The sequence below is a fragment of the Marinobacter vulgaris genome, from assembly GCF_003344045.1.
In the GTDB taxonomy this organism is placed as follows: domain Bacteria; phylum Pseudomonadota; class Gammaproteobacteria; order Pseudomonadales; family Oleiphilaceae; genus Marinobacter; species Marinobacter vulgaris.
Genome location: NZ_QFWX01000004.1, coordinates 379,670 through 398,692, shown reverse-complemented (window position 1 = coordinate 398,692; position 19,023 = coordinate 379,670). Strand labels below are relative to the sequence as shown.

Below are 19,023 nucleotides of genomic sequence, written 5' to 3'. Positions count from 1 at the left end.
GGACCACTTTCAGCCCCACACCCGCCGCCACCGAAAAAGGCAGACTACAAGCGGGTCAGGACCGAGCCTCAATAACCCTGACCATAGGATCATTACGGCTCTCAGGAATCGGAAGGCGGTCATAATAATCGGCAGGATTGTGAATCGACACAGAAGGAAAGCCGCACACGGTTAAGTGCTCAGCAGCTTCTTGGTCATTCAGGAAATGAAAGCTGACATCGCTTCGGGTTACAGACCCCAGCAAGCCACCGAGGGCCTTCAAGGTGCCTCGCAGCAGTGGCTGGCTTGGCATCAGGTAGCTTTCAGACAGATAAACCGAGCCCGGGCGCCGTTGCATCAGCCGGGCCAGGCGTTTCCAGAATTCTGAGATGACGGGCAGGGAGAAATAGCTGGTCAGGCCCTCGGTGACTATGATCATCGGGGCGTTGTTGTCGAAAGCCCTTTCAACCACCGATTCCAGTGACTGCTCGCCGGAGTCTGCCAGAATATCGACGGGCATTACCTGATGGTTATCGCCCAGACGGCCTGCTACCAGCAAGCGGGCTGCCTTGCGGGTAGCCATCTCGGGGAGGTCGGCTTCTACCACATGAAGCATGGGGTGCTTGTCCCGCAAGCGGATCCCCCGGGGGGACATGCCGCAGGCAATTTCCAGTACCTGGGTAGCGCCCCGCTCGATTGCCTGTTCGATCAGGTGGTCGATGACCAGGTGACGTTGCAGCAGGAAGGTGCGGAGGTTGCAACCAATGAGCGCCTTGCTGCCGGCTTCAAAGGGCGTCATCAGGTGATAGAGCCAGCGCCCCTGATCGGTCGCGAGAACCTCGTCCGAGAGCCCGTACCGGTGCCAGACGGCACCGGTGTAGAGAGCGGTGAAGCTGATGCCGGAGCTGTCCTTAGAGCGTGTCGTGCTCATGGATCTTTTTTCCCCATGCCTCAGTGCCGCCAGGCAAGATCAGGTTCAGGGCAATGGCCACTACGGCGCACAGGGCGATGCCCTCCAGGTTGCCGATCGCCAGGCCGCCGATGCCGAACACCAGGGTGATGGCCACGATCACCAGATTGCGGGCCTGGGACAGGTCCACCTGATGACGAATCAGGGTATTGAGGCCGACCACCGCAATCGAGCCGAACAGCAGGCACAGGATGCCCCCCATGACCGGCGCCGGGATGGTCTGCAGCGCCGCGCCGAATTTGCCCACAAAGGCCAGCACGATGGCAATACAGGCAGCCCAGATCATCACCTTCGGGTTGAAATTTTTGGTCAGCACGACAGCGCCGGTCACTTCGGAGTAGGTGGTATTGGGTGGGCCACCAAGGGCAGCCGCAGCGCTGGTAGCCAGGCCGTCTCCCAGAAGGGTCCGGTGCAGGCCCGGCTTCTGCAGGTAGTTTTTTCGGGTAACGGTACCGATAGCCAGGATGTCACCAATGTGTTCTATCGCCGGCGCAATGGCGACCGGGATCATGAACAGGATAGCGGCCCAGCTGAATTCCGGTGCCACGAAATTGGGGATGGCCAGCCAGGGCGCCTCGGTAATGGGGGACAGGTCCACGATGCCGGCAATGGCCGACAGGATGTAACCGACAATAATGCCGAACATGATCGGGATCAGACGGAAAATGCCGGTGGACCAGACCGCCGTAATGACGGTCACGGTCAGGGAAATCATCGCAATCCAGATCGCGGTATCGTAGGGAACCAGCTGTTCGGCACCGTCGCCGGTGCGGCCCGAGGCCATGTGGACGGCGACCGGGGCGAGACCAAGGCCGATTACCATGATCACCGGACCGATAACCACCGGTGGCAGCAGGCGGGTAATGAACCCGTTACCCCGAAGGCGGATAGCGCCACTGAGGAGGATGTAGAGAATGCCGGCGGCCATCAGGCCACCCAGGGTTTCCTCGAGGCCGAAGCGGCCCTTGGCGGCGATGATGGGGGCTATAAAGGCAAAGGAAGACGCCAGGAAGATGGGTATCTGGCCGCCCGTGACAATGTGAAAAATCAGGGTGCCAATACCGGCGGTGAACAGCGCCACGTTGGGATCCAGACCGGTAATCAGTGGCATGAGCACCAGCGCACCGAAAGCCACCAGCAACATCTGTGAGCCTGCAATGGCCTGCTTCCAGACGGGGTCGTTCAGGTGGTCCTGCATGATCACACGTCCTTCTGCTTGGTGCCGAAAATCTTGTCGCCAGCATCGCCAAGGCCGGGGAGGATATAGCCTTTTTCGTTCAGTCGCTCATCAATAGACGCGGTGTAGATGGATACGTCGGGGTGTTTGTCCAGTACCTTTTCCACGCCCTCCGGTGCGGCCACCAGCACCAGCGCGCGTATTTCGGTGCTGCCTGCCTTTTTCAGCAGATCGATGGTGGAAATCAGCGAGCCGCCGGTAGCCAGCATGGGGTCGACAATCATTGCCATGCGCTGGTCCAGCTCGCCTACCAGTTTCTCGAGATAGGTGCTGGCTTCCAGGGTTTCTTCATTCCTGATCTGGCCGACAACGCTCACCCGGGCACCGGGGATCAGGGTCAGCACGCCGTCGAGCATGCCCAGTCCGGCCCGCAGGATGGGTACGATGGTAATTTTCTTGCCCTGGATCTGTTCAATGTCCACCGGCCCGGCCCAGCCCTCAATGGTTTTGTGCTGGAGTGAGAAATCCTTGGTGGCTTCGTAGGTCAGCAGGGCGCCGATTTCCTGGGCCAGCTCCCGGAAATTCTTGGTGCTGATATCGGCGCGGCGCATGAGGCCGAGTTTGTGGCGGATCAGCGGGTGTTTCACCTCGTGGATTGGCATGGGCTCACCTTTTTAGCGGTCTATCTGTGACTGGATTCTGGATGTCGGCGCGGCGCAACGGCCGGCAAATGGCGCAAGGATACCGTATATCGACAGGTCCGTCAGGCATGATTCACAGAAAAGCCGTCAGGGCTGGTATGGATCTTGCGAAGACCTCTGCAATCGATGCGTTGGCGTCAAAAAACCACTGGTGAATGACCGCGGTTAACCGCATATCGGAGAGTTTTCGGGCATGGACCGAGCGTTAGTCCTAAATAATGTCAAATCCCTGACGCGGGGTAATCTGGGTGTCCCCATCATGCTGATGGGGCTGCTGGGCATGATGATATTGCCCATGCCGGCATTCATGCTGGACGTCTTCTTTACTTTCAATATCACGCTTTCCATCGTCATTCTCCTGGTGTGCGTGTATGCCCTGCGCCCGATGGAGTTTGCTTCTTTTCCCACGGTTCTGCTGGTGGCGACGCTGCTGAGGCTGGCACTCAATGTTGCTTCCACGCGGATCGTGCTGCTTAACGGTCACGAGGGCGGGGACGCCGCCGGTAAGGTGATCGAATCCTTTGGCGCGGTGCTGATCGGTGGCAATTACGCCGTTGGCCTGGTGGTGTTTGCCATCCTGATGATCATTAACTTCCTGGTGGTGACCAAAGGTGCCGGCCGGGTTTCCGAGGTCAGCGCCCGCTTTACGCTGGACGCCATGCCGGGGAAGCAGATGGCCATCGATGCGGACCTGAATGCCGGCCTGATCAACCAGGAAGAGGCCAAGCACCGCCGTTCCGAAATTGCCCAGGAGGCGGACTTCTACGGATCCATGGACGGTGCCTCCAAATTCGTCAAGGGCGACGCGGTCGCCGGCCTGTTGATCCTGGCGATCAATCTGATTGGCGGCATTGCCATCGGCATGCTGCAGCACAACCTCGATTTTGGCACCGCCACCCAGAACTACGCGCTTTTGACTATTGGTGACGGGCTGGTCGCACAGATTCCGTCACTGTTGCTATCCACCTCGGCGGCCATCATGGTGACCCGGGTAACCTCCAGCCAGGACATGGGTGGTCAGATACTGCAGCAGATGTTCAATGCGCCCAAGGCGCTGGCCATTGCCGCGGTCATCCTGATCATTCTCGGCCTGATTCCGGGCATGCCCCATGTGGCCTTTCTTGGCCTTGGCGCCATCTCCGGTGCCATCGCCTGGTACATCTGGCAGGAGGAACGTCAGACCGTCGAGGAAGACGGCGCCTTCCCGGTCAGGGGTGGTGGTGCAAGACCGGCGGGGCGGGATATACCCTCCGGTGGTGATGGTGGTGACCTGGGCGCCCAGCTTCCGCCGCCGGGGGAGACCCGTGAACTGGGATGGGACGATGTGGCCACGGTGGACATTGTTGGCCTGGAAGTGGGCTACCGACTGATTCCCCTGGTGGACAAATCCCAGGGCGGCCAGTTACTGAGCCGGATTAAGGGCGTGCGCAAGAAACTTTCCCAGGATCTGGGTTTCCTGATGCCATCAGTCCACATTCGCGACAACCTGGATCTGATGCCCAACGTGTACCGCATTACCCTGATGGGGGTCACCATTGCCGAGGCCGAAATCCATCCGGACCGGGAGCTGGCGATCGACCCGGGCCAGGTGTTCGGCAAGATCGAAGGTATCGAAGGAAAAGACCCTGCCTTCGGCCTGGATGCCAGCTGGATCGAACCGGACAAGAAAGATCAGGCCCAGACCCTGGGCTACACCGTGGTGGATGCCAGCACGGTGGTGGCCACGCACCTCAATCAGATTCTCCAGAAACACGCCCATGAACTGCTGGGGCACGAGGAAGTCCAGAAATGGCTGGACCAGCTGGAAAAAGCGTCTCCGAAACTGGCAGAGGAGCTGGTGCCCACCACCGTCTCCATCAGCCTGCTGCTTAAAGTGCTGCAGAACCTGCTGAAGGAAGAAGTGCCGATCCGGGACATGCGCTCCATCGCCGAGGCCATCGTGAATGTCCATCCGAAAAGCCAGGACCCGAAACTGCTGACTACTGTTGCCCGCCAATCCCTGCGCCGGATGATCGTCCAGAGCATTTGCGGTAACGACTCCGAAATTCCCGTTATTACCCTGGATCCGGACCTGGAACAGTTATTGCTAAAGTCCATGCAACAGAGTCAACAATCCGGCGGTCAGGAAGACATCGGGCTGGTACTGGAGCCGAATATGGTCGAAAAGCTCCAGCGTTCGCTCCAGGACAGTGTCCAGCGTCAGGAGATGCTGGGCAAACCGGCGATACTGCTGGTATCCGGACCCTTGCGGCCGGTGCTGGCTAAATTTGCAAGTTTCGGGGTAGAGCGATTGCACGTGTTGTCGTACCAGGAAATTCCGGATAACAAACAGATCACCATTGTGGCATCCGTAGGCCAGTAAAAGCCGCGGACGGCAAGGCGGGAGGCGACCCAGAGCGCTGACCGGGGAGGAAAAGGCATCATGAAAGTAAAACGGTTTTTTGCCCAGAGCATGGCGGAGGCGTTGCGCCAGGTGCGCGACCAGATGGGTCCCGATGCGGTGATTCTGTCCAATCGTCGCGTGGATGGCGGTGTCGAAATTGTGACAGCGCTGGATTACGACGAAAACATGGCGCGGCAACGACTCGGTGAGGGGGCACACGAAGCCACCAATGGTTCCCGTCTGGCAGAGCTGCAGGCGGAACAGCACCGCCGCCTGGAGGATGAGCTTGGCCGCTCCCGCGATCGTATCCGCGAGGTTCGGGAGAAACGTGCCGCAGCGGACAGTCGTCATAATGGCGGTTATCCGGGTGACATCCTTTCGGCGTCCGATGCCCTCAGTGGCCGCGATATAGCGCTTGAAGAGCCCGCGCCTGAAAACCCGGCCTATTCCGGTGAGCTGGCCCAGATGCGAGCTGAAATCAGCTCTCTGAGGGACCTGGTCAGTGCCCATCGTGGCCCGGAGCCTGAAAAAACAGCAGTCAGTGCCGTGCAGCAACGATTGGCTGAGCGGCTGCAGGAATTCGGCCTGGGCCATGAACTTGCCGGTTCACTGTCCCGCCGCCACCGCGCCGGGCGCCTCGAAGACGGCTGGAAACAGTCCCTGAAAATGCTGGCCACCGGGGTGAAAACCGCCCGTGCCGAGTGGGCGGAAGAGGGCGGCGTTTATGCCCTTGTAGGACCCACCGGCTCCGGCAAAACCACCACCATCGGCAAGCTCGCCGCCCATTATGTGCTTGCCCATGGCGCCGATTCCCTGGCACTGGTGACCACTGACCGCTATCGGGTGGCCGCCCACGAGCAATTGTTCGTATTCGGACGCATCCTCAATGTACCGGTGCGGGTGGTAGATGAGTCCCATTCCCTCGATGATATACTGGATGATCTGTCGGACAGGCGCCTGGTGCTGATTGATACAGCGGGTCTGACCAGCACCGACAAAGGCTATGAGGAGCAGCTCACCGAACTGGCACGCAGCCACCACCGGATTCGTACCCATCTGGTGGTTTCTGCAACCAGTCAGCCACGCATCATGAAATCCGTTTGGCATTGCTATAAGATGGCTAATCTCGCAGGGTGTGTGATGACGAAAATTGACGAAGCACTGACCCTGGGAGAGTCGCTGGGATTTGTTATGGAAACGGGATTGCCGGTGGCCTATTACACCGATGGACAGAAAATCCCGCAAGACCTGCACCACGCCGAATCGATTCCGCTGGTGAGGCTGGCCGTGGAGAGGCTGAAAAAACTCCAGCAGCAAGAGGCAGTCGCTGTTTAACAACAACACAGCCTGCGGTTAAACGTGGCAAGAGATCAGAGTCAGTATGAGCAAACCACATCCGGTACAGGTGATTGCGATTTCCGGCGGGAAGGGTGGCGTTGGCAAGAGTAACGTTGCGGTGAACCTCGGCATTGCCCTCTCACAGAAGGGGCGGCGTGTCGTGCTGCTGGATGCCGATCTCGGCCTCGGCAATATTGATGTCTTACTGGGAATTACCGCCAACCGGAACATCCAGGACGTGATCGCCGGCGACTGCGACCTTCGGGACGTGCTGGTCAACGGGCCTGGTGGAATAAAGATTGTGCCGGCGTCCTCCGGCACCCAGCGCATGACCCAGCTGTCGTCGTTCGAACATGCCGGCCTGATCAACGCTTTCAGTGAGCTGGGCGACCAGATCGATGTGCTCATCGTGGACACTGCCGCCGGCATTTCCGAGTCCGTGGTCAGCTTCCTCCGCGCTTCCCAGGAACTGTTGCTGGTTGTCTGCGACGAGCCCACCTCCATCACAGATGCTTACGCGCTGATCAAGCTGATGAATCGCGACTACGGCACCAATCGTTTCCGCATCCTGGCAAACCAGGTCCGCAACGAGCAGGAAGGCCGTCACCTGTTCGAAAAACTGACCCGGGTCACCGAACGCTTCCTCGATGTGGCACTACAATACGTGGGCATCGTGCCTTATGACGAGGCGGTAAAAAAGGCGGTCCAGCGTCAACGCGCTGTGCTGGACGCCTATCCCCGTGCCAAGGCATCACTTGCCATCAAGAGCCTGGCGGACAAAGTTGACAGTTGGCCATTGCCCCAGTCTCCCCGGGGACACCTGGAATTCTTTGTAGAGCGGCTCGTCGAAGTCTGATTTTGATCCTGTCACTGAAAAGCCGGATACATGACATTGGCGAAAGAACTAGGAATCTACCACCGCACCGGCACCCAGGGCCCCTCGCGACTTGTTGAGGAGCAGGCCCCGCTGGTCAAGAAAATCGCGCTCCACCTGATGGCCCGGCTGCCCGCATCGGTTCAGCTGGATGATCTTATGCAGGCCGGTATGATCGGCCTGCTGGAAGCCGCCCAGCGATACAGCTCCACCAAGGGCGCCACCTTCGAAACCTACGCCGGTATCCGGATCCGTGGTGCCATGGTGGATGAGATCCGCAAGGGGGACTGGGTTCCCCGCTCTGTCCACCGAAACTCCCGCCGCATTGCCAAAGCCATCAAGGCCGTTGAAGACCGTCTGGGTCGTGAAGCCCTGGACTGGGAAGTGGCCGAAGAGCTTGGCGTACCCCTCGATGAATACCATTCCTCCCTGAGCGATGCCAACAGTGGCCGACTTTTTAGCCTCGATGAGCTCAATGAATCCGGAGAGCTGCCGATAGAAGAAGCAGAGACCAGTGATAACCCGCTGGATGGGCTGGCATCGGACAGCTTCCGCAAGAACCTGGCGACAGCCATCGGCGACTTGCCGGAACGCGAAAAACTGGTGCTCAGTCTGTATTACCAGGAAGAGCTGAACCTGAAGGAAATTGGTGCCGTGCTGGGTGTCAGTGAAAGCCGGGTAAGCCAGATCCACAGCCAGGCGGCGCTTCGGTTGCGGGGGCGGCTCTCCGACTGGAAGGCATAAGCTCCCGTCGCACCGGAGTGGCTGTTCAGCGTTGCAAAGCATTCTTTACTGTAGCCTTTTGGTAACCGGTGCTTTACAACCGTGCCAAAGGCAACACAATAAGCGGCTATTCTGCCGGCTTGCCAAGACTGCGAGCCGGAAAACAAAACCGAATTCCGGGCGTTTCAAACTGGAGGTCCCATTGGACAAGAACATGAAAATCCTGATCGTGGATGACTTCTCCACCATGCGACGGATCATTAAAAACCTGCTTCGTGATCTCGGCTTTACCAATACCGACGAAGCCGATGATGGCAATACGGCGTTGCCCATGCTCCGCAGCGGCAAGTACGACTTTCTGGTCACTGACTGGAACATGCCGGGCATGTCCGGGCTGGACCTCCTCAAGGAAGTCAGAGCCGATGAAAATCTCAAGACACTGCCGGTGCTGATGGTGACCGCAGAAGCCAAACGGGACCAGATCGTGGCAGCCGCCCAGGCCGGTGTGAATGGTTACGTGGTCAAGCCGTTCACGGCAGCGGTACTGAAGGAGAAGATTGAGAAAATCTTCGAGCGAATCCAGTAAACAGAGGTCGGATGGGCTCCCATGAGCGAAAGTGACAAGAATCAGCACGGCCTCGATCCGGAGATTACGGAAAAGCTCCGCAGTCAGGCCGCTGAGCTGGTTGAGCAGGTAAATGCCGGAGAGTATGCCCGTGCCATGACCCTGATCAATGACCTCAGCGAGGTAAGAGATCAGAGTCTTTACCGGGAAGTCGGCCGGTTGACCCGCAGTCTTCACGAGGCAATCCGCAATTTCCAGATTGATCCGCGTAACGCAGAGCAGTCCGAGGCGCTGTCAAAAATGACCGACGCCTCGGACCGCCTGGAATACGTTGTCCAGATGACTGGAAAGGCCGCCAACCGGACCATGGATCTGGTGGAAGAAGCCATGCCCCGGGCCAGCGCCATCCGTGACGAAGCCGCAGAGCTGAGGGACGAGTGGCAGAGGTTGCGTCGCCGTGAGATGGCACCGGCAGAATTCCGCGAGCTGTATGCGCGCATCGATACCTTCTTTGTCAGTCTCAACAGCGACGCTGGCGCCATGTACGAGAATCTGTCTGAAATCCTGCTGGCACAGGACTTTCAGGACCTTACCGGCCAGGTTATCCAGAAGGTCACCGCACTGGTGAAGGAGGTGGAAGAGCACCTGTTGAGCCTGGTGGTGATGGCAAGCCACGTTGACCAGATGACCGGCACCGTTCACGAGCTGGACGAAAAGGAAAAAGTCGGCGCGGAGCAGGGCGTGGGGCCACAGATAAAGGCCGCAGAGCGCGAAGATGTTGTATCGGGTCAGGACGATGTCGATGATCTTCTGTCCAGTCTCGGTTTCTGAGGAAAAGAGGGTAAGCCATGGCGTTTGATGCCGATGAAGAGATCCTGCAGGACTTCCTGGTGGAAGCAGGCGAGATAATCGAAAAGCTGTCGGAGCAACTAGTCGACCTGGAGCAACATCCTGATGACAGTGATCTTCTCAACGCCATTTTCCGTGGCTTTCACACGGTAAAAGGCGGGGCAGGCTTCCTTCAGCTGAACGCCCTGGTCAACTGCTGTCACTCCGCGGAAAATGTGTTCGATATCCTTCGCAACCACAAGCGTAAGGTCGACTCGGAGCTGATGGACGTGGTGCTGGAAGCGCTGGACCATGTCAACGCCATGTTCGAACAGGTCCGTCACCATGAGGAGCCGACACCCGCTCCCGCCGAACTCATTGCCGCCCTGGATGCGCTTGCGAAACCCGCGGCTGAAACTCCGGCAGTGAGCAAGACTGCCGGGCCGGCACCATCGTCGAATGAGACCGTCGCAAGCGGCGATGATAATGGCGACATTACCGACGAAGAGTTTGAGCAACTGCTGGATGCGCTGCAGGACGAGAAAGCCAGTGCCCCGGCCAGAGCTGCGGGCAACGGTCAACCCGCCAGTGCTGACAGCAGCGATGGCGATGACGAAATCTCCGATGATGAATTTGAAGCGCTGCTGGACCAGCTCCATGGCAAGGGCCAGTTTGCCGGCCCGCCCGAGACCGCTCCGGCTGGCGATAATAAGGCCGGCGGAGCGTCAGACGCAGACAACAGCAACAGCGACGAGCTGATTTCCGACGACGAGTTCGAGAAGCTGCTGGATGATCTGCACGGTAAGGGCGGCAGCCCTACTGCCGACTCTGCAAATGCCTCCCCTGCAGCCGCCGACAGCAAACCGGCGACCGGGCCCGAAAGCGGCAAAGCGGACAGGCCTGCGGAATCGTCAGCCAAACACCACAGGCACGAAAAGTCGCCGGCAGAAGGCAAGGGTGGCGCCACCTCCGCAGCGCCTGCGATGCCATCCAGGGATGCCAATGCACCGGTAGCCGAGACGTCGGTGCGGGTCGACACCAAGCGCCTTGATGACATCATGAACATGGTGGGTGAGTTGGTGCTGGTTCGTAACCGCTTGCAGCGTCTGGGCGCGCAGAGCGAAGACGAGCATATGCACAAGGCCGTCTCCAATCTGGATGTGGTCACCACGGACCTGCAGTCTGCGGTGATGGCAACACGGATGCAGCCGATCAAGAAAGTATTTGGCCGTTTCCCCCGGGTGGTTCGTGATCTGGCGCGGAATCTCAAGAAAGAGATCAATCTTGAGATGCACGGCGAGGATACCGATCTGGACAAGAACCTCGTGGAGGCGCTCTCCGATCCGCTGGTTCACCTGGTCCGCAATTCCGTCGACCACGGTATTGAGGCGCCCGATGTCCGTGAGCAGGCGGGCAAGCCCCGCCAGGGCACAGTAACTCTTTCGGCGGAACAGGAGGGAGACCATATCCTGCTGTTTATCGAAGACGATGGCGCCGGAATGGATCCGGATGTGCTACGGCGCAAGGCGGTCGAAAAGGGAATTTACGACCAGGATGCGGCTGACCGCCTGACAAACGCCGAATGCTACAACCTGATTTTTGCGGCCGGCTTCTCCACCAAGGACCAGATTTCCGACGTGTCCGGGCGTGGCGTGGGCATGGACGTGGTCAAGACCAAGATTGGCCAGCTCAACGGTCAGCTGCATGTAGAGTCCGAGCTGGGCAAGGGCTCCCGTATCGTTATCAAGGTACCGCTGACCCTGGCCATCATGCCGACCCTGATGATCATGCTGGGGGATCAGTCCTTTGCCCTGCCGCTGGTCAACGTTGTGGAAATTTTCCATCTGGACCTGAGCAAGACGAATATTGTTGATGGCCGCGAGTGCATCGTGGTGCGCGACAAGGTTTTCCCACTGTTCCACATCAAACGGTGGCTGGTGAAGGGCGCCGCAGGGGAGCCGGAGCCGGAGAATGCCCACGTGGTGATTGTTGCCATGGGTACCCGTCGCGTCGGATTTGTGGTGGACCAGTTGGTCGGCCAGGAAGAGGTGGTCATCAAGCCTCTCGGCAGGGCTCTGCAGGGAACACCGGGAATGGCGGGTGCAACCATCACCGGTGACGGCCGAATCGCTCTCATAATTGACGTTCCAAGCCTGCTGCAGAACTACGGCTGACATTGTCAGCCCAGGTTCTGCCGCAGTTCCGGTTTTAGGAGAAATGGATGACGGTTTCTGTCCTGGTCGTTGATGATTCAGGTTTCTTCCGCAAGCGACTGACGGAAATCCTGACCGCTTCCGGTCAAATCAGGGTGGTGGGTGTTGCCACCAACGGCCGCGAGGGCGTAGAGCTGGCCGGAAAGCTGCGGCCTGATGTCATCACCATGGACTACGAAATGCCGGTGATGGATGGCATCAGTGCGGTCCGGGAAATCATGAAACAGCACCCGATCCCGGTGCTGATGTTTTCTTCCCTGACCTACGAGGGCGCCCGGGTGACCCTGGATGCTCTCGAGGCTGGCGCGGTCGACTTCCTGCCCAAGAATTTCGAGGAAATTGCCAGGGACTCAAGCCAGCTTCAGAAGATTCTGATCGACCGCATTCTGGACGTGGCCGGTAGCCGGCCGGGCGCAAAATCGGCTCCTGCGCCAGCCGCGACGCCGAGGACTCCGGCGGCCGCTGAGAAGCGCGCACCTGCGGTCAGCCCCCGCGCCGAGCGCGGGCGTGAAATCCCGCGGCCAGCACCAGCGCCACCAGCGCCACCAGCGCCCACCCGGCACTCCTCCCGCCGTGGGCCTGCGAAGCACTACAGTGTGGTTGCCATCGGCACATCGACCGGCGGCCCGGTTGCGCTGCAGCGGGTGCTGACGGCGCTGCCGGCGAACTTTCCGGCACCGATGGTGCTGGTGCAGCATATGCCCGCCAGTTTTACCCCGGCGTTTGCTGAGCGGTTGAACAAACTCTGCCAGATTGAGGTGCGCCAGGCCGCCGACGGTGACATGTTGAAGCCGGGGCTGGCCCTGCTGGCGCCCGGGGGCAAGCAGATGATGATAGAAAACCGGGGCGGTCAGGGACGGGTGCGCATTCTTCCCGGCGATGATCGCCTCAACTACAAGCCCTGTGTGGACGTTACCTTCGGCTCGCTGGCGCGCAGTTTTCCGGGCAAGACGCTGGGCGTGATTCTTACCGGCATGGGCGCGGATGGCAAGGAGGGTTGCCGGCTGATGAAACAGAGCGGCTCCGACATCTGGTCCCAGGATGAAAAGACGTCGGTGATCTATGGTATGCCGATGGCGGTGGCCAAAGCCGGTCTTACCAATGAGGTGCTTGCCCTTGAGGACATTGGCCCGCGCCTGGCTGACGGAGTGAGCTGATGGATATTCTCAGCCTCCTGGGCGTCATCCTCGCGTTCGTCGCCATCCTTGGCGGCAATCTGCTGGAGGGCGGCGCGGTCAGTTCCCTGTTCAACGGGCCGGCCGCGCTGATTGTTATCGGTGGAACGGTCGCAGCAACCATCCTCCAGACCTCCTGGCCGCTGCTGAAAAGGGCGTGTTCCCAGGCGCGCTGGGTGTTCTTTCCTCCGTATATCAGCCTGGAAGACGGCATTGGCAAGGTCATCGACTGGAGCGTGAAAGCCCGTAAGCAGGGGTTGCTGGGACTGGAAGGGCTGGCGGAAAAGGAATCTGAGCGCTTCGCCCGCAAGGGGCTGCAGCTATTGGTCGACGGTGCTGAAACCGAAACCATTCGCGGCATCATGGAAGTGGATCTGGAATCCCGTGAGCAGCGGGATCTGGAATCTGCCCGGGTATTCGAGGCCATGGGTGGCTACTCACCAACCATTGGCATCATTGGCGCGGTTATGGGTCTGATCCAGGTGATGACCAACCTTGAGGACCCCCAGTCTCTGGGCAGCGGCATTGCAACGGCGTTTGTGGCCACCATTTACGGCGTGGCGCTGGCAAACCTGCTGTTTTTCCCGGTTGCCAACAAGTTGCGGGGCATCCTGCGGGAGCGTACCCGTTACGAGGACATGATGATCGACGGCATTATTGCCATCGCTGAGGGCGAAAATCCCAAGTCCATCGAGCTGCGACTGCGGGGCTTTCTGTGAGACGTCGCCGGCGCCAGGATGATGACCTGCACAACCAGGAACGCTGGCTGATTTCCTACGCCGACTTTATCACGCTGCTGTTCGCCTTCTTTGTGGTGATGTATTCCGTGTCCTCGGTCAATGAGGGCAAGTACAAGGTGCTGTCTGAAACACTGACGGGTGTGTTCAACGCCCCCCAGCGTTCCTTCCAGCCCATTGAGGTGGGTGATCAGCCCCGTCGTCCAACCCCCCGGGCCGCCGAAGATGTGATCGAACCCCCGGTGACAGAAGCCCCGCAGAACCCGTCCATGAGCGAGCAGGGGCGAACGGAGGCGCTTCGTGCCATGGCTGACCAGCTGGCGCTGGAGTTTGACGAACTGATCAATCAGGGTGTGGTGACACTCGAATCCAGTGATGAGTGGCTGGAGCTCAGCTTGCGCAACAGTCTGCTGTTTGGTAGCGGGGATGCAGAACCCCATTACGATGCCTTCGAAGTTGTTGAGAAGATCGCCGGCGTGCTGCGCAACCGTGACAATGCCATCCGGGTGGAGGGTTTTACGGACAATCTGCCGATACGAACCAGTGCCTTTCCCTCCAACTGGGAGCTGTCGGCGGCCCGGGCGGCTGCGGTGGTGCGGATGCTGACAATGGAAGGGGTTGAAGCCGAGCGGCTGGCGGCCGTGGGCTACGGTGAATATCAGCCCGTTGCCCGCAACGACACCGAAGAGGGCCGACGCCGCAACCGGCGCGTCGTTCTGCTGATTTCCCGCGATGCCAGTATTCGTGGCGCCATGCGATAAGCGCTTTGCAGTCAGCCACTTGTCTGTGACGTCGGAAGGTCCCTACAGGCAAGTTGGCATAATATCTGTATCAACTCCGGTACATCTTTAATGGCGGCAATCCGTTGCCGAATTGTCTTCAAGTTAAGCGGATGATGGCCGATAACTCCCTATAGTTTCCGGCGTTTCCGGGGCTGATATTTCTGGAGAATGCAGCGTGCGAATCTGGGCAGTAGCCAATCAGAAAGGCGGTGTGGGGAAAACCACATCGGTGGTGGCGTTGGGCGGTCTGCTGGCAGAAAGCGGTAAACGCGTGCTGGTGGTGGATCTGGACCCCCATGGCTCGCTGACAAGCTGGTTCGGGTATGACCCGGATACCATCGCCCACAGCGTATTCGACCTGTTCCAGCATCAGGGCAAGGTGCCCGACGGCCTGCCTGCCCAGCTGATTACCGAAACCGGATGCCCGGGGTTGTCCCTGCTACCGGCGAGCACCGCGCTGGCCACCCTGGAGCGGCGAATGGTCGGTGCTGAAGGAATGGGGTTGATCATCTCCCGTTCGCTGGCCCAGTTATGGGACGATTTCGACTATGTTCTGCTGGATAACACGCCGTCTCTGGGTGTACTGATGGTGAACGCGCTCGCCGCCGCCCAGCACCTGATCATTCCGGTGCAGACCGAGTTTCTGGCCATCAAGGGTCTGGAGCGAATGCTGCACACGCTCACCATGATCATGCGTTCCCAGAAGAATCGGCTTTCCTACACCATTGTGCCGACCCTGTTTGACCGGCGTACCCAGGCCTCGGTAAAAAGTCTTAACCAGCTGCGTAAAACCCATACGGATTGCCTCTGGCGTTTTGCTGTTCCGGTGGATACCAAGTTTCGTGATGCCAGCCAGGCTGGTGTCACGCCGTCGTCACTGGATGCGCAAACCCATGGCGTCAGGGCGTATAGCCATCTATTGAAGGATCTTCAGGAAATGACGGGCTCTGTGACGGAGCGCCGGCATGCCTGACAAGAAATTGACGCAGGTGGCGGACCCGGCGTCGGCCATTGCCAGCTACCTGGATGAGTTGCTGCATACGGCAACGGACACCGCCAGGCGGGAGGAGCCTGAGCCACCCAAACCGGTTGCTCGCGAGCGCGCCCGTGTGGCGCCCCGACCAGCGCTTGCGGTGGTCAGGGCGGTCACCGAAGCCAGGCCAGGCGCGGAAGCGGAAGCGGAAACCCGCAAGCCCGTTGCACCGCTCGTGGAAAAGACGCCTGACGTTTCGCTTCCGGCGGCTGAGACCGGCAAGGCTGCCGACATTCCGTCGCCACCGGCATCGGAACCACCGGGCAGGCCAGAATGGTCGGACAAGCCCTTCGAGTGCCTTATTTTTACGGTGGCGGGCCTGCAGTTGGCAGTGCCACTGATCCTGCTGGGCGCGATTCACCGTATTGACGAGCCGGTAAAGCCGATTCCCGGCAGTCCACGCTGGTATATGGGCATGCGGCCGGACCGGGACCACAACCTGCGCGTGGTGGATACCGCTGAATGGATAATGGCAGGCCGGGCGCCCGCCAATGCCAGGGAGAACTACCGGTTCGTGATCCGGCTGGACAGCAGTGATTGGGGTCTGGCCTGCGATGACGTGGCCCAGTCCTTTACTCTGAAACCGGACCAGGTGCGTTGGCGAACGGCCCGAAGTAAGCGGCCCTGGCTGGCGGGCACGGTGATTGACCACATGTGCGCGCTGGTTGATGTGAAAACCATGGCGGATTTGCTGGTGCGGGCCGAGCGTGAACAGCACCTGGATCTGAGCTAGGTGGCTTTTCCATAACATTGGTTACCGAATGAAACCGAGCCGTGCTGGCACGGTTTGTGCCCTTGATTATAGTATTGGGCGCTGACGATGAATTTTTGACGATCAGGTTGCCCACAGGGGCGGCCCACAGGAGACATAAGGCTATGGCATCCCCGAGTGGACAGCAAAATCAGGCCCAGGACGATCAGGTATTGCAGTACGTTACCTTCCGTCTGGATGACGAAACCTATGGCATTGACGTCATGCAGATCCAGGAAGTGTTGCGTTACACCGAAATCGCGCCGGTTCCGGGTGCTCCGGATTACGTCCTGGGCATCATCAATCTGCGGGGCAACGTGGTTACCGTTATCGATACCCGCCGTCGCTTCGGGCTGACGGATGCAGAGGTCACTGACGCAACGCGTATCGTGGTGATGGAGTCGTCCAACCAGGTGATGGGTGTGCTGGTGGATTCCGTGGCCGAGGTGGTCTACCTGAAAGCCAGTGAAATCGAAACGGCGCCCAATGTGGGGAACGAGGAGAGTGCCAAGTTCATCGAGGGTGTATGTAACAAGAACGGCGAACTGATCATACTGGTCGAGTTCGACAAGATGCTGTCAGACCACGAGTGGGCTGAAGTCTCCGCACTGTAACTCCGGCCGCCGCCGGTTTGCAGGCAGGATGGACGTCCCGTGGCACCATTAACCGAGGACGTCCGTCATGTTTGCAAATATTTCTTCCCTGGCCCCCTGGCTTCTGACCGCCGCTGCACTGGTGCTGTTGTTTGTTCAGGGGCTTTTGTTGCGTCGTGACAACCGCAGGCTCCGAGCGCAACTCAAAGAGCGCTGCGAAATTCTGGGCCGGGAGCTGCATGCAACCGCCAGCGGCAGCATGGGGGTGGGCCAGCGGGTCGTGACCTGTGAGCGCCAGCTTCATGAGTTGCGGGGTATGGTGGATGAAATGCGCCAGAATGATCCGCTGAGGATCTCCTACGATGAAGCCTCAAGGCTGGTTGATCTCGGAGCCGATATCGATGATCTGATGAATACCTGCGGAATTTCCCGCCCTGAGGCAGAACTGGTGTCTGCGCTGCGCAAACGTCAGGCTGCCTGAAGCTGCGAATCAGTCATCAGGGGGCTTCCGGGCATCGTCCGGCGTGCGCCCCTGCAGGCTGAAGGCAAAGGCCAGAATTTCAGCGACAACCCGGTACAGTGTTTCCGGAATCTCCTCGTTCAGTTCCAGACGCGCCAGTATGCTGGCCAGTTCCGGATTTTCATACAGCGGCACGTTGTGCTCGCGGGCAATGCGAACGATTTCTTCAGCCAGCTCGTGAGTGCCGCTGGCGGTGATCACCGGGGCCCGTTCGCCATCGTACTTCAGCGCCACTGCTGCCGGCGACCCGGTTTTGCGGTTGTTGCTGCTCATACCCTGGTATCCACAAGCCGGTGTTCAAGACGGGTGCTGGCACCCCGGGGCGTTCCCCGCCTGCACTCCAGATCCACGACTTCGAGACCAATGTCCGACAGGCCCTTGCGCAGTTGTGGCAAATCCTCTCGCACCTGTCGCAGTGTTGACTGTTTTTCCGCCCACACCTGGGCCGATAACTGGTTCTGGCGCAGGGCAACATCAAAGTGCAGCGGGCCTGCCTCGTCAAGGTCCATGGCCAGGGACAACCGCCATTCGGTAGCGGTGGGCTTGCCGGACCGTTGACGGTCACTGTCTGCCTGATCCTGCTCAATCCGCAGTTGTGCAATGCGGGGTTCGTTGGCGGGATTCAGCCAGGGCAGTTCCAGCAGCATTGTTGATACCGGTGTTGGTGCTTCCGCAGTGGTTCGGGCAGACAGTATCTGGCTGTGCAGCTGGTTGACGGTAATGCGGTTGAGCATACCAGCCAGCAGCCTGAGCATCTGTCCGACCGTGGGCTCAGCCGCCGCCTGCGTGGTAGGCGGGGGAAGCGTGTTGGGGAACTGCAGTGGCGCCTGTACCAGTTCCTGGCTTGGTAATGGTGTAAAACGGTTGAAGGCCTCGGGTCGGCTTCCCTGTTGTGCCAGCAGGCTGGTAATGATGCGGCCGATGGCCAACTTCAGGTCGGGCAGGGCGGCATCGGGAGCTCGTGCCAGTCTTGACTCTGCAAACAGCCCGCTTTCCTCGACCCACTGCTTCAACTGACTGGCCATGCCGGGCTGGGTTCCTGCCCCCGGTGTCAGTGATTGACTGGAGGGCAGCCGCGCTGCCAGCTGCTCAATCGCCTGCCTGACGGGTGCCGGCAGTGGCTGCGAGGGAGCACCGGGTGGTGCCCCAGTGGGTCCGCTCTCGGGTCTTGCACCGGCTGTCAGTGTCGAAAGTACCCTGGCAAGGCCGGCGTCAAGAGACTGTTGCCATGGCAGCCGCTGGGCCAGGGCGCGTGCAATGCCGGCCTCCGGCGCCTGAGCCAGCTTGCCCATCAGCTGCAGCTCGTTGCCCGCCCGCATGACCTTGACCCAGTCTCCGGTCTCCAGGGAGGTCTCTCCGATGGCCGCCTGAACGCTCAGGGATTGGCCGCGGATATCCAGCAACAGCTGTGCACCGGCGGACGACTGACGGTTGATCACGTCCGCCACCCGTGCCAGCGTGGCCTCCCTGTTGGCAAGCTTGAGCTGGTCAAGCTGAATCCGCGCGGAAGCGGCATCCGGCGTTGCCGACGCCCGCTCGCCTGCCGGCCTGGAAGGGGAGGGCAGTGGTGTGTCTGTTTTGGGCGGAGGTGCGGGGTTACCGTTTGGTAATTTCATTGCCACTGATTTGATGTCAGACAAGAGTATTCCCGGGACGCTTTCGTTATAATACGCCCGGCCGG

The 19,023-nt window shown here is 59.7% G+C and carries 19 protein-coding genes; 14 read left to right on the top strand and 5 right to left on the bottom strand.

Annotated elements, in window-relative coordinates:
• Positions 1-55: 55 nt before the first annotated feature.
• From DIT71_RS10930 to upp, 3 genes are read right to left on the bottom strand one after another with little or no spacing between them, the layout of a single operon-like run.
• Complete coding sequence (locus DIT71_RS10930) at positions 56-910, bottom strand: class I SAM-dependent methyltransferase (protein ID WP_114613235.1); 855 nt, start codon at positions 908-910, stop codon at positions 56-58.
• Positions 891-2,147, bottom strand: a complete 1,257-nt coding sequence (locus tag DIT71_RS10925) for a uracil-xanthine permease family protein (RefSeq protein WP_114613234.1) — start codon at positions 2,145-2,147, stop codon at positions 891-893. Before DIT71_RS10925 ends, DIT71_RS10930 begins: the two co-directional genes overlap by 20 nt.
• A gap of 2 nt (positions 2,148-2,149) precedes the next feature.
• Positions 2,150-2,788 (bottom strand): uracil phosphoribosyltransferase, encoded by a 639-nt coding sequence (upp, locus tag DIT71_RS10920; protein ID WP_114613233.1) that lies wholly within the window; start codon positions 2,786-2,788, stop codon positions 2,150-2,152.
• A 232-nt stretch (positions 2,789-3,020) separates the two neighbouring features.
• On the opposite strand from upp, the gene flhA reads away from it, so the two are divergent.
• The 14 genes from flhA (at position 3,021) to DIT71_RS10850 (ending at position 17,303) form a co-directional block, all read left to right on the top strand.
• On the top strand, positions 3,021-5,189 hold the full coding sequence (gene flhA, locus DIT71_RS10915) for a flagellar biosynthesis protein FlhA (protein ID WP_114613232.1): 2,169 nt from the start codon (positions 3,021-3,023) through the stop codon (positions 5,187-5,189).
• Between the two features lie 60 nt (positions 5,190-5,249).
• On the top strand, positions 5,250-6,545 hold the full coding sequence (flhF, locus tag DIT71_RS10910) for a flagellar biosynthesis protein FlhF (protein WP_114613231.1): 1,296 nt from the start codon (positions 5,250-5,252) through the stop codon (positions 6,543-6,545).
• Positions 6,546-6,591: 46 nt separating this feature from the next.
• Positions 6,592-7,404 carry a MinD/ParA family protein gene (locus DIT71_RS10905; RefSeq protein ID WP_114613230.1) on the top strand — a complete coding sequence of 271 codons (813 nt, stop codon included), beginning with the start codon at positions 6,592-6,594 and terminating at the stop codon, positions 7,402-7,404.
• 30 nt (positions 7,405-7,434) lie between these two features.
• Positions 7,435-8,166 carry an RNA polymerase sigma factor FliA gene (locus DIT71_RS10900; RefSeq protein WP_114613229.1) on the top strand — a complete coding sequence of 244 codons (732 nt, stop codon included), beginning with the start codon at positions 7,435-7,437 and terminating at the stop codon, positions 8,164-8,166.
• Between the two features lie 181 nt (positions 8,167-8,347).
• On the top strand, positions 8,348-8,731 hold the full coding sequence (gene cheY, locus DIT71_RS10895) for a chemotaxis response regulator CheY (RefSeq protein WP_114613228.1): 384 nt from the start codon (positions 8,348-8,350) through the stop codon (positions 8,729-8,731).
• Between the two features lie 21 nt (positions 8,732-8,752).
• Positions 8,753-9,541 carry a protein phosphatase CheZ gene (locus tag DIT71_RS10890; protein ID WP_114613227.1) on the top strand — a complete coding sequence of 263 codons (789 nt, stop codon included), beginning with the start codon at positions 8,753-8,755 and terminating at the stop codon, positions 9,539-9,541.
• Positions 9,542-9,558: 17 nt separating this feature from the next.
• Positions 9,559-11,712: a chemotaxis protein CheA gene (locus DIT71_RS10885; RefSeq protein WP_114613226.1), complete on the top strand. Its 2,154-nt coding sequence runs from the start codon at positions 9,559-9,561 to the stop codon at positions 11,710-11,712.
• 47 nt (positions 11,713-11,759) lie between these two features.
• Positions 11,760-12,908 carry a protein-glutamate methylesterase/protein-glutamine glutaminase gene (locus DIT71_RS10880; RefSeq protein WP_114613225.1) on the top strand — a complete coding sequence of 383 codons (1,149 nt, stop codon included), beginning with the start codon at positions 11,760-11,762 and terminating at the stop codon, positions 12,906-12,908.
• Positions 12,908-13,645: a flagellar motor protein gene (locus tag DIT71_RS10875; RefSeq protein ID WP_114613224.1), complete on the top strand. Its 738-nt coding sequence runs from the start codon at positions 12,908-12,910 to the stop codon at positions 13,643-13,645. The genes DIT71_RS10880 and DIT71_RS10875 overlap by 1 nt, the downstream gene beginning before the upstream one ends.
• Entirely contained in the window at positions 13,642-14,424 is a 783-nt protein-coding gene (gene motD / locus DIT71_RS10870; protein WP_114613223.1) for a flagellar motor protein MotD, read from the top strand. The genes DIT71_RS10875 and motD overlap by 4 nt, the downstream gene beginning before the upstream one ends.
• 196 nt (positions 14,425-14,620) lie before the next feature.
• Positions 14,621-15,418, top strand: coding sequence for a ParA family protein (locus DIT71_RS10865; RefSeq protein ID WP_114613222.1), 798 nt, complete (start codon positions 14,621-14,623; stop codon positions 15,416-15,418).
• Positions 15,411-16,211, top strand: a complete 801-nt coding sequence (locus tag DIT71_RS10860) for a chemotaxis protein CheW (protein WP_114613221.1) — start codon at positions 15,411-15,413, stop codon at positions 16,209-16,211. The genes DIT71_RS10865 and DIT71_RS10860 overlap by 8 nt, the downstream gene beginning before the upstream one ends.
• Positions 16,212-16,354: 143 nt before the next feature.
• A complete protein-coding gene (locus DIT71_RS10855; protein WP_114613220.1) occupies positions 16,355-16,843 on the top strand; it encodes a chemotaxis protein CheW in 489 nt (162 codons plus the stop codon).
• 67 nt (positions 16,844-16,910) lie between these two features.
• On the top strand, positions 16,911-17,303 hold the full coding sequence (locus DIT71_RS10850) for a DUF2802 domain-containing protein (protein WP_114613219.1): 393 nt from the start codon (positions 16,911-16,913) through the stop codon (positions 17,301-17,303).
• A 9-nt stretch (positions 17,304-17,312) separates the two neighbouring features.
• On the opposite strand, the gene DIT71_RS10845 is transcribed toward DIT71_RS10850, so the two are convergent.
• Together DIT71_RS10845 and fliK are read right to left on the bottom strand one after the other, a co-directional pair.
• Entirely contained in the window at positions 17,313-17,615 is a 303-nt protein-coding gene (locus tag DIT71_RS10845) for an EscU/YscU/HrcU family type III secretion system export apparatus switch protein (RefSeq protein WP_114613218.1), read from the bottom strand.
• Positions 17,612-18,958 carry a flagellar hook-length control protein FliK gene (gene fliK / locus DIT71_RS10840; RefSeq protein ID WP_114613337.1) on the bottom strand — a complete coding sequence of 449 codons (1,347 nt, stop codon included), beginning with the start codon at positions 18,956-18,958 and terminating at the stop codon, positions 17,612-17,614. The genes DIT71_RS10845 and fliK overlap by 4 nt, the downstream gene beginning before the upstream one ends.
• Between the last annotated feature and the right edge of the window lie 65 nt (positions 18,959-19,023).

Coding starts and splice junctions, on each gene's coding strand:
- DIT71_RS10930 (WP_114613235.1), bottom strand. CDS start 910: ATGAGCACGACACGCTCTAAGGACAGCTCCGGCATCAGCTTCACCGCT.
- DIT71_RS10925 (WP_114613234.1), bottom strand. CDS start 2,147: ATGCAGGACCACCTGAACGACCCCGTCTGGAAGCAGGCCATTGCAGGC.
- upp (WP_114613233.1), bottom strand. CDS start 2,788: ATGCCAATCCACGAGGTGAAACACCCGCTGATCCGCCACAAACTCGGC.
- flhA (WP_114613232.1), top strand. CDS start 3,021: ATGGACCGAGCGTTAGTCCTAAATAATGTCAAATCCCTGACGCGGGGT.
- flhF (WP_114613231.1), top strand. CDS start 5,250: ATGAAAGTAAAACGGTTTTTTGCCCAGAGCATGGCGGAGGCGTTGCGC.
- DIT71_RS10905 (WP_114613230.1), top strand. CDS start 6,592: ATGAGCAAACCACATCCGGTACAGGTGATTGCGATTTCCGGCGGGAAG.
- DIT71_RS10900 (WP_114613229.1), top strand. CDS start 7,435: ATGACATTGGCGAAAGAACTAGGAATCTACCACCGCACCGGCACCCAG.
- DIT71_RS10890 (WP_114613227.1), top strand. CDS start 8,753: ATGAGCGAAAGTGACAAGAATCAGCACGGCCTCGATCCGGAGATTACG.
- DIT71_RS10885 (WP_114613226.1), top strand. CDS start 9,559: ATGGCGTTTGATGCCGATGAAGAGATCCTGCAGGACTTCCTGGTGGAA.
- DIT71_RS10880 (WP_114613225.1), top strand. CDS start 11,760: ATGACGGTTTCTGTCCTGGTCGTTGATGATTCAGGTTTCTTCCGCAAG.
- DIT71_RS10875 (WP_114613224.1), top strand. CDS start 12,908: ATGGATATTCTCAGCCTCCTGGGCGTCATCCTCGCGTTCGTCGCCATC.
- DIT71_RS10860 (WP_114613221.1), top strand. CDS start 15,411: ATGCCTGACAAGAAATTGACGCAGGTGGCGGACCCGGCGTCGGCCATT.
- DIT71_RS10855 (WP_114613220.1), top strand. CDS start 16,355: ATGGCATCCCCGAGTGGACAGCAAAATCAGGCCCAGGACGATCAGGTA.
- DIT71_RS10850 (WP_114613219.1), top strand. CDS start 16,911: ATGTTTGCAAATATTTCTTCCCTGGCCCCCTGGCTTCTGACCGCCGCT.
- DIT71_RS10845 (WP_114613218.1), bottom strand. CDS start 17,615: ATGAGCAGCAACAACCGCAAAACCGGGTCGCCGGCAGCAGTGGCGCTG.
- fliK (WP_114613337.1), bottom strand. CDS start 18,958: ATGAAATTACCAAACGGTAACCCCGCACCTCCGCCCAAAACAGACACA.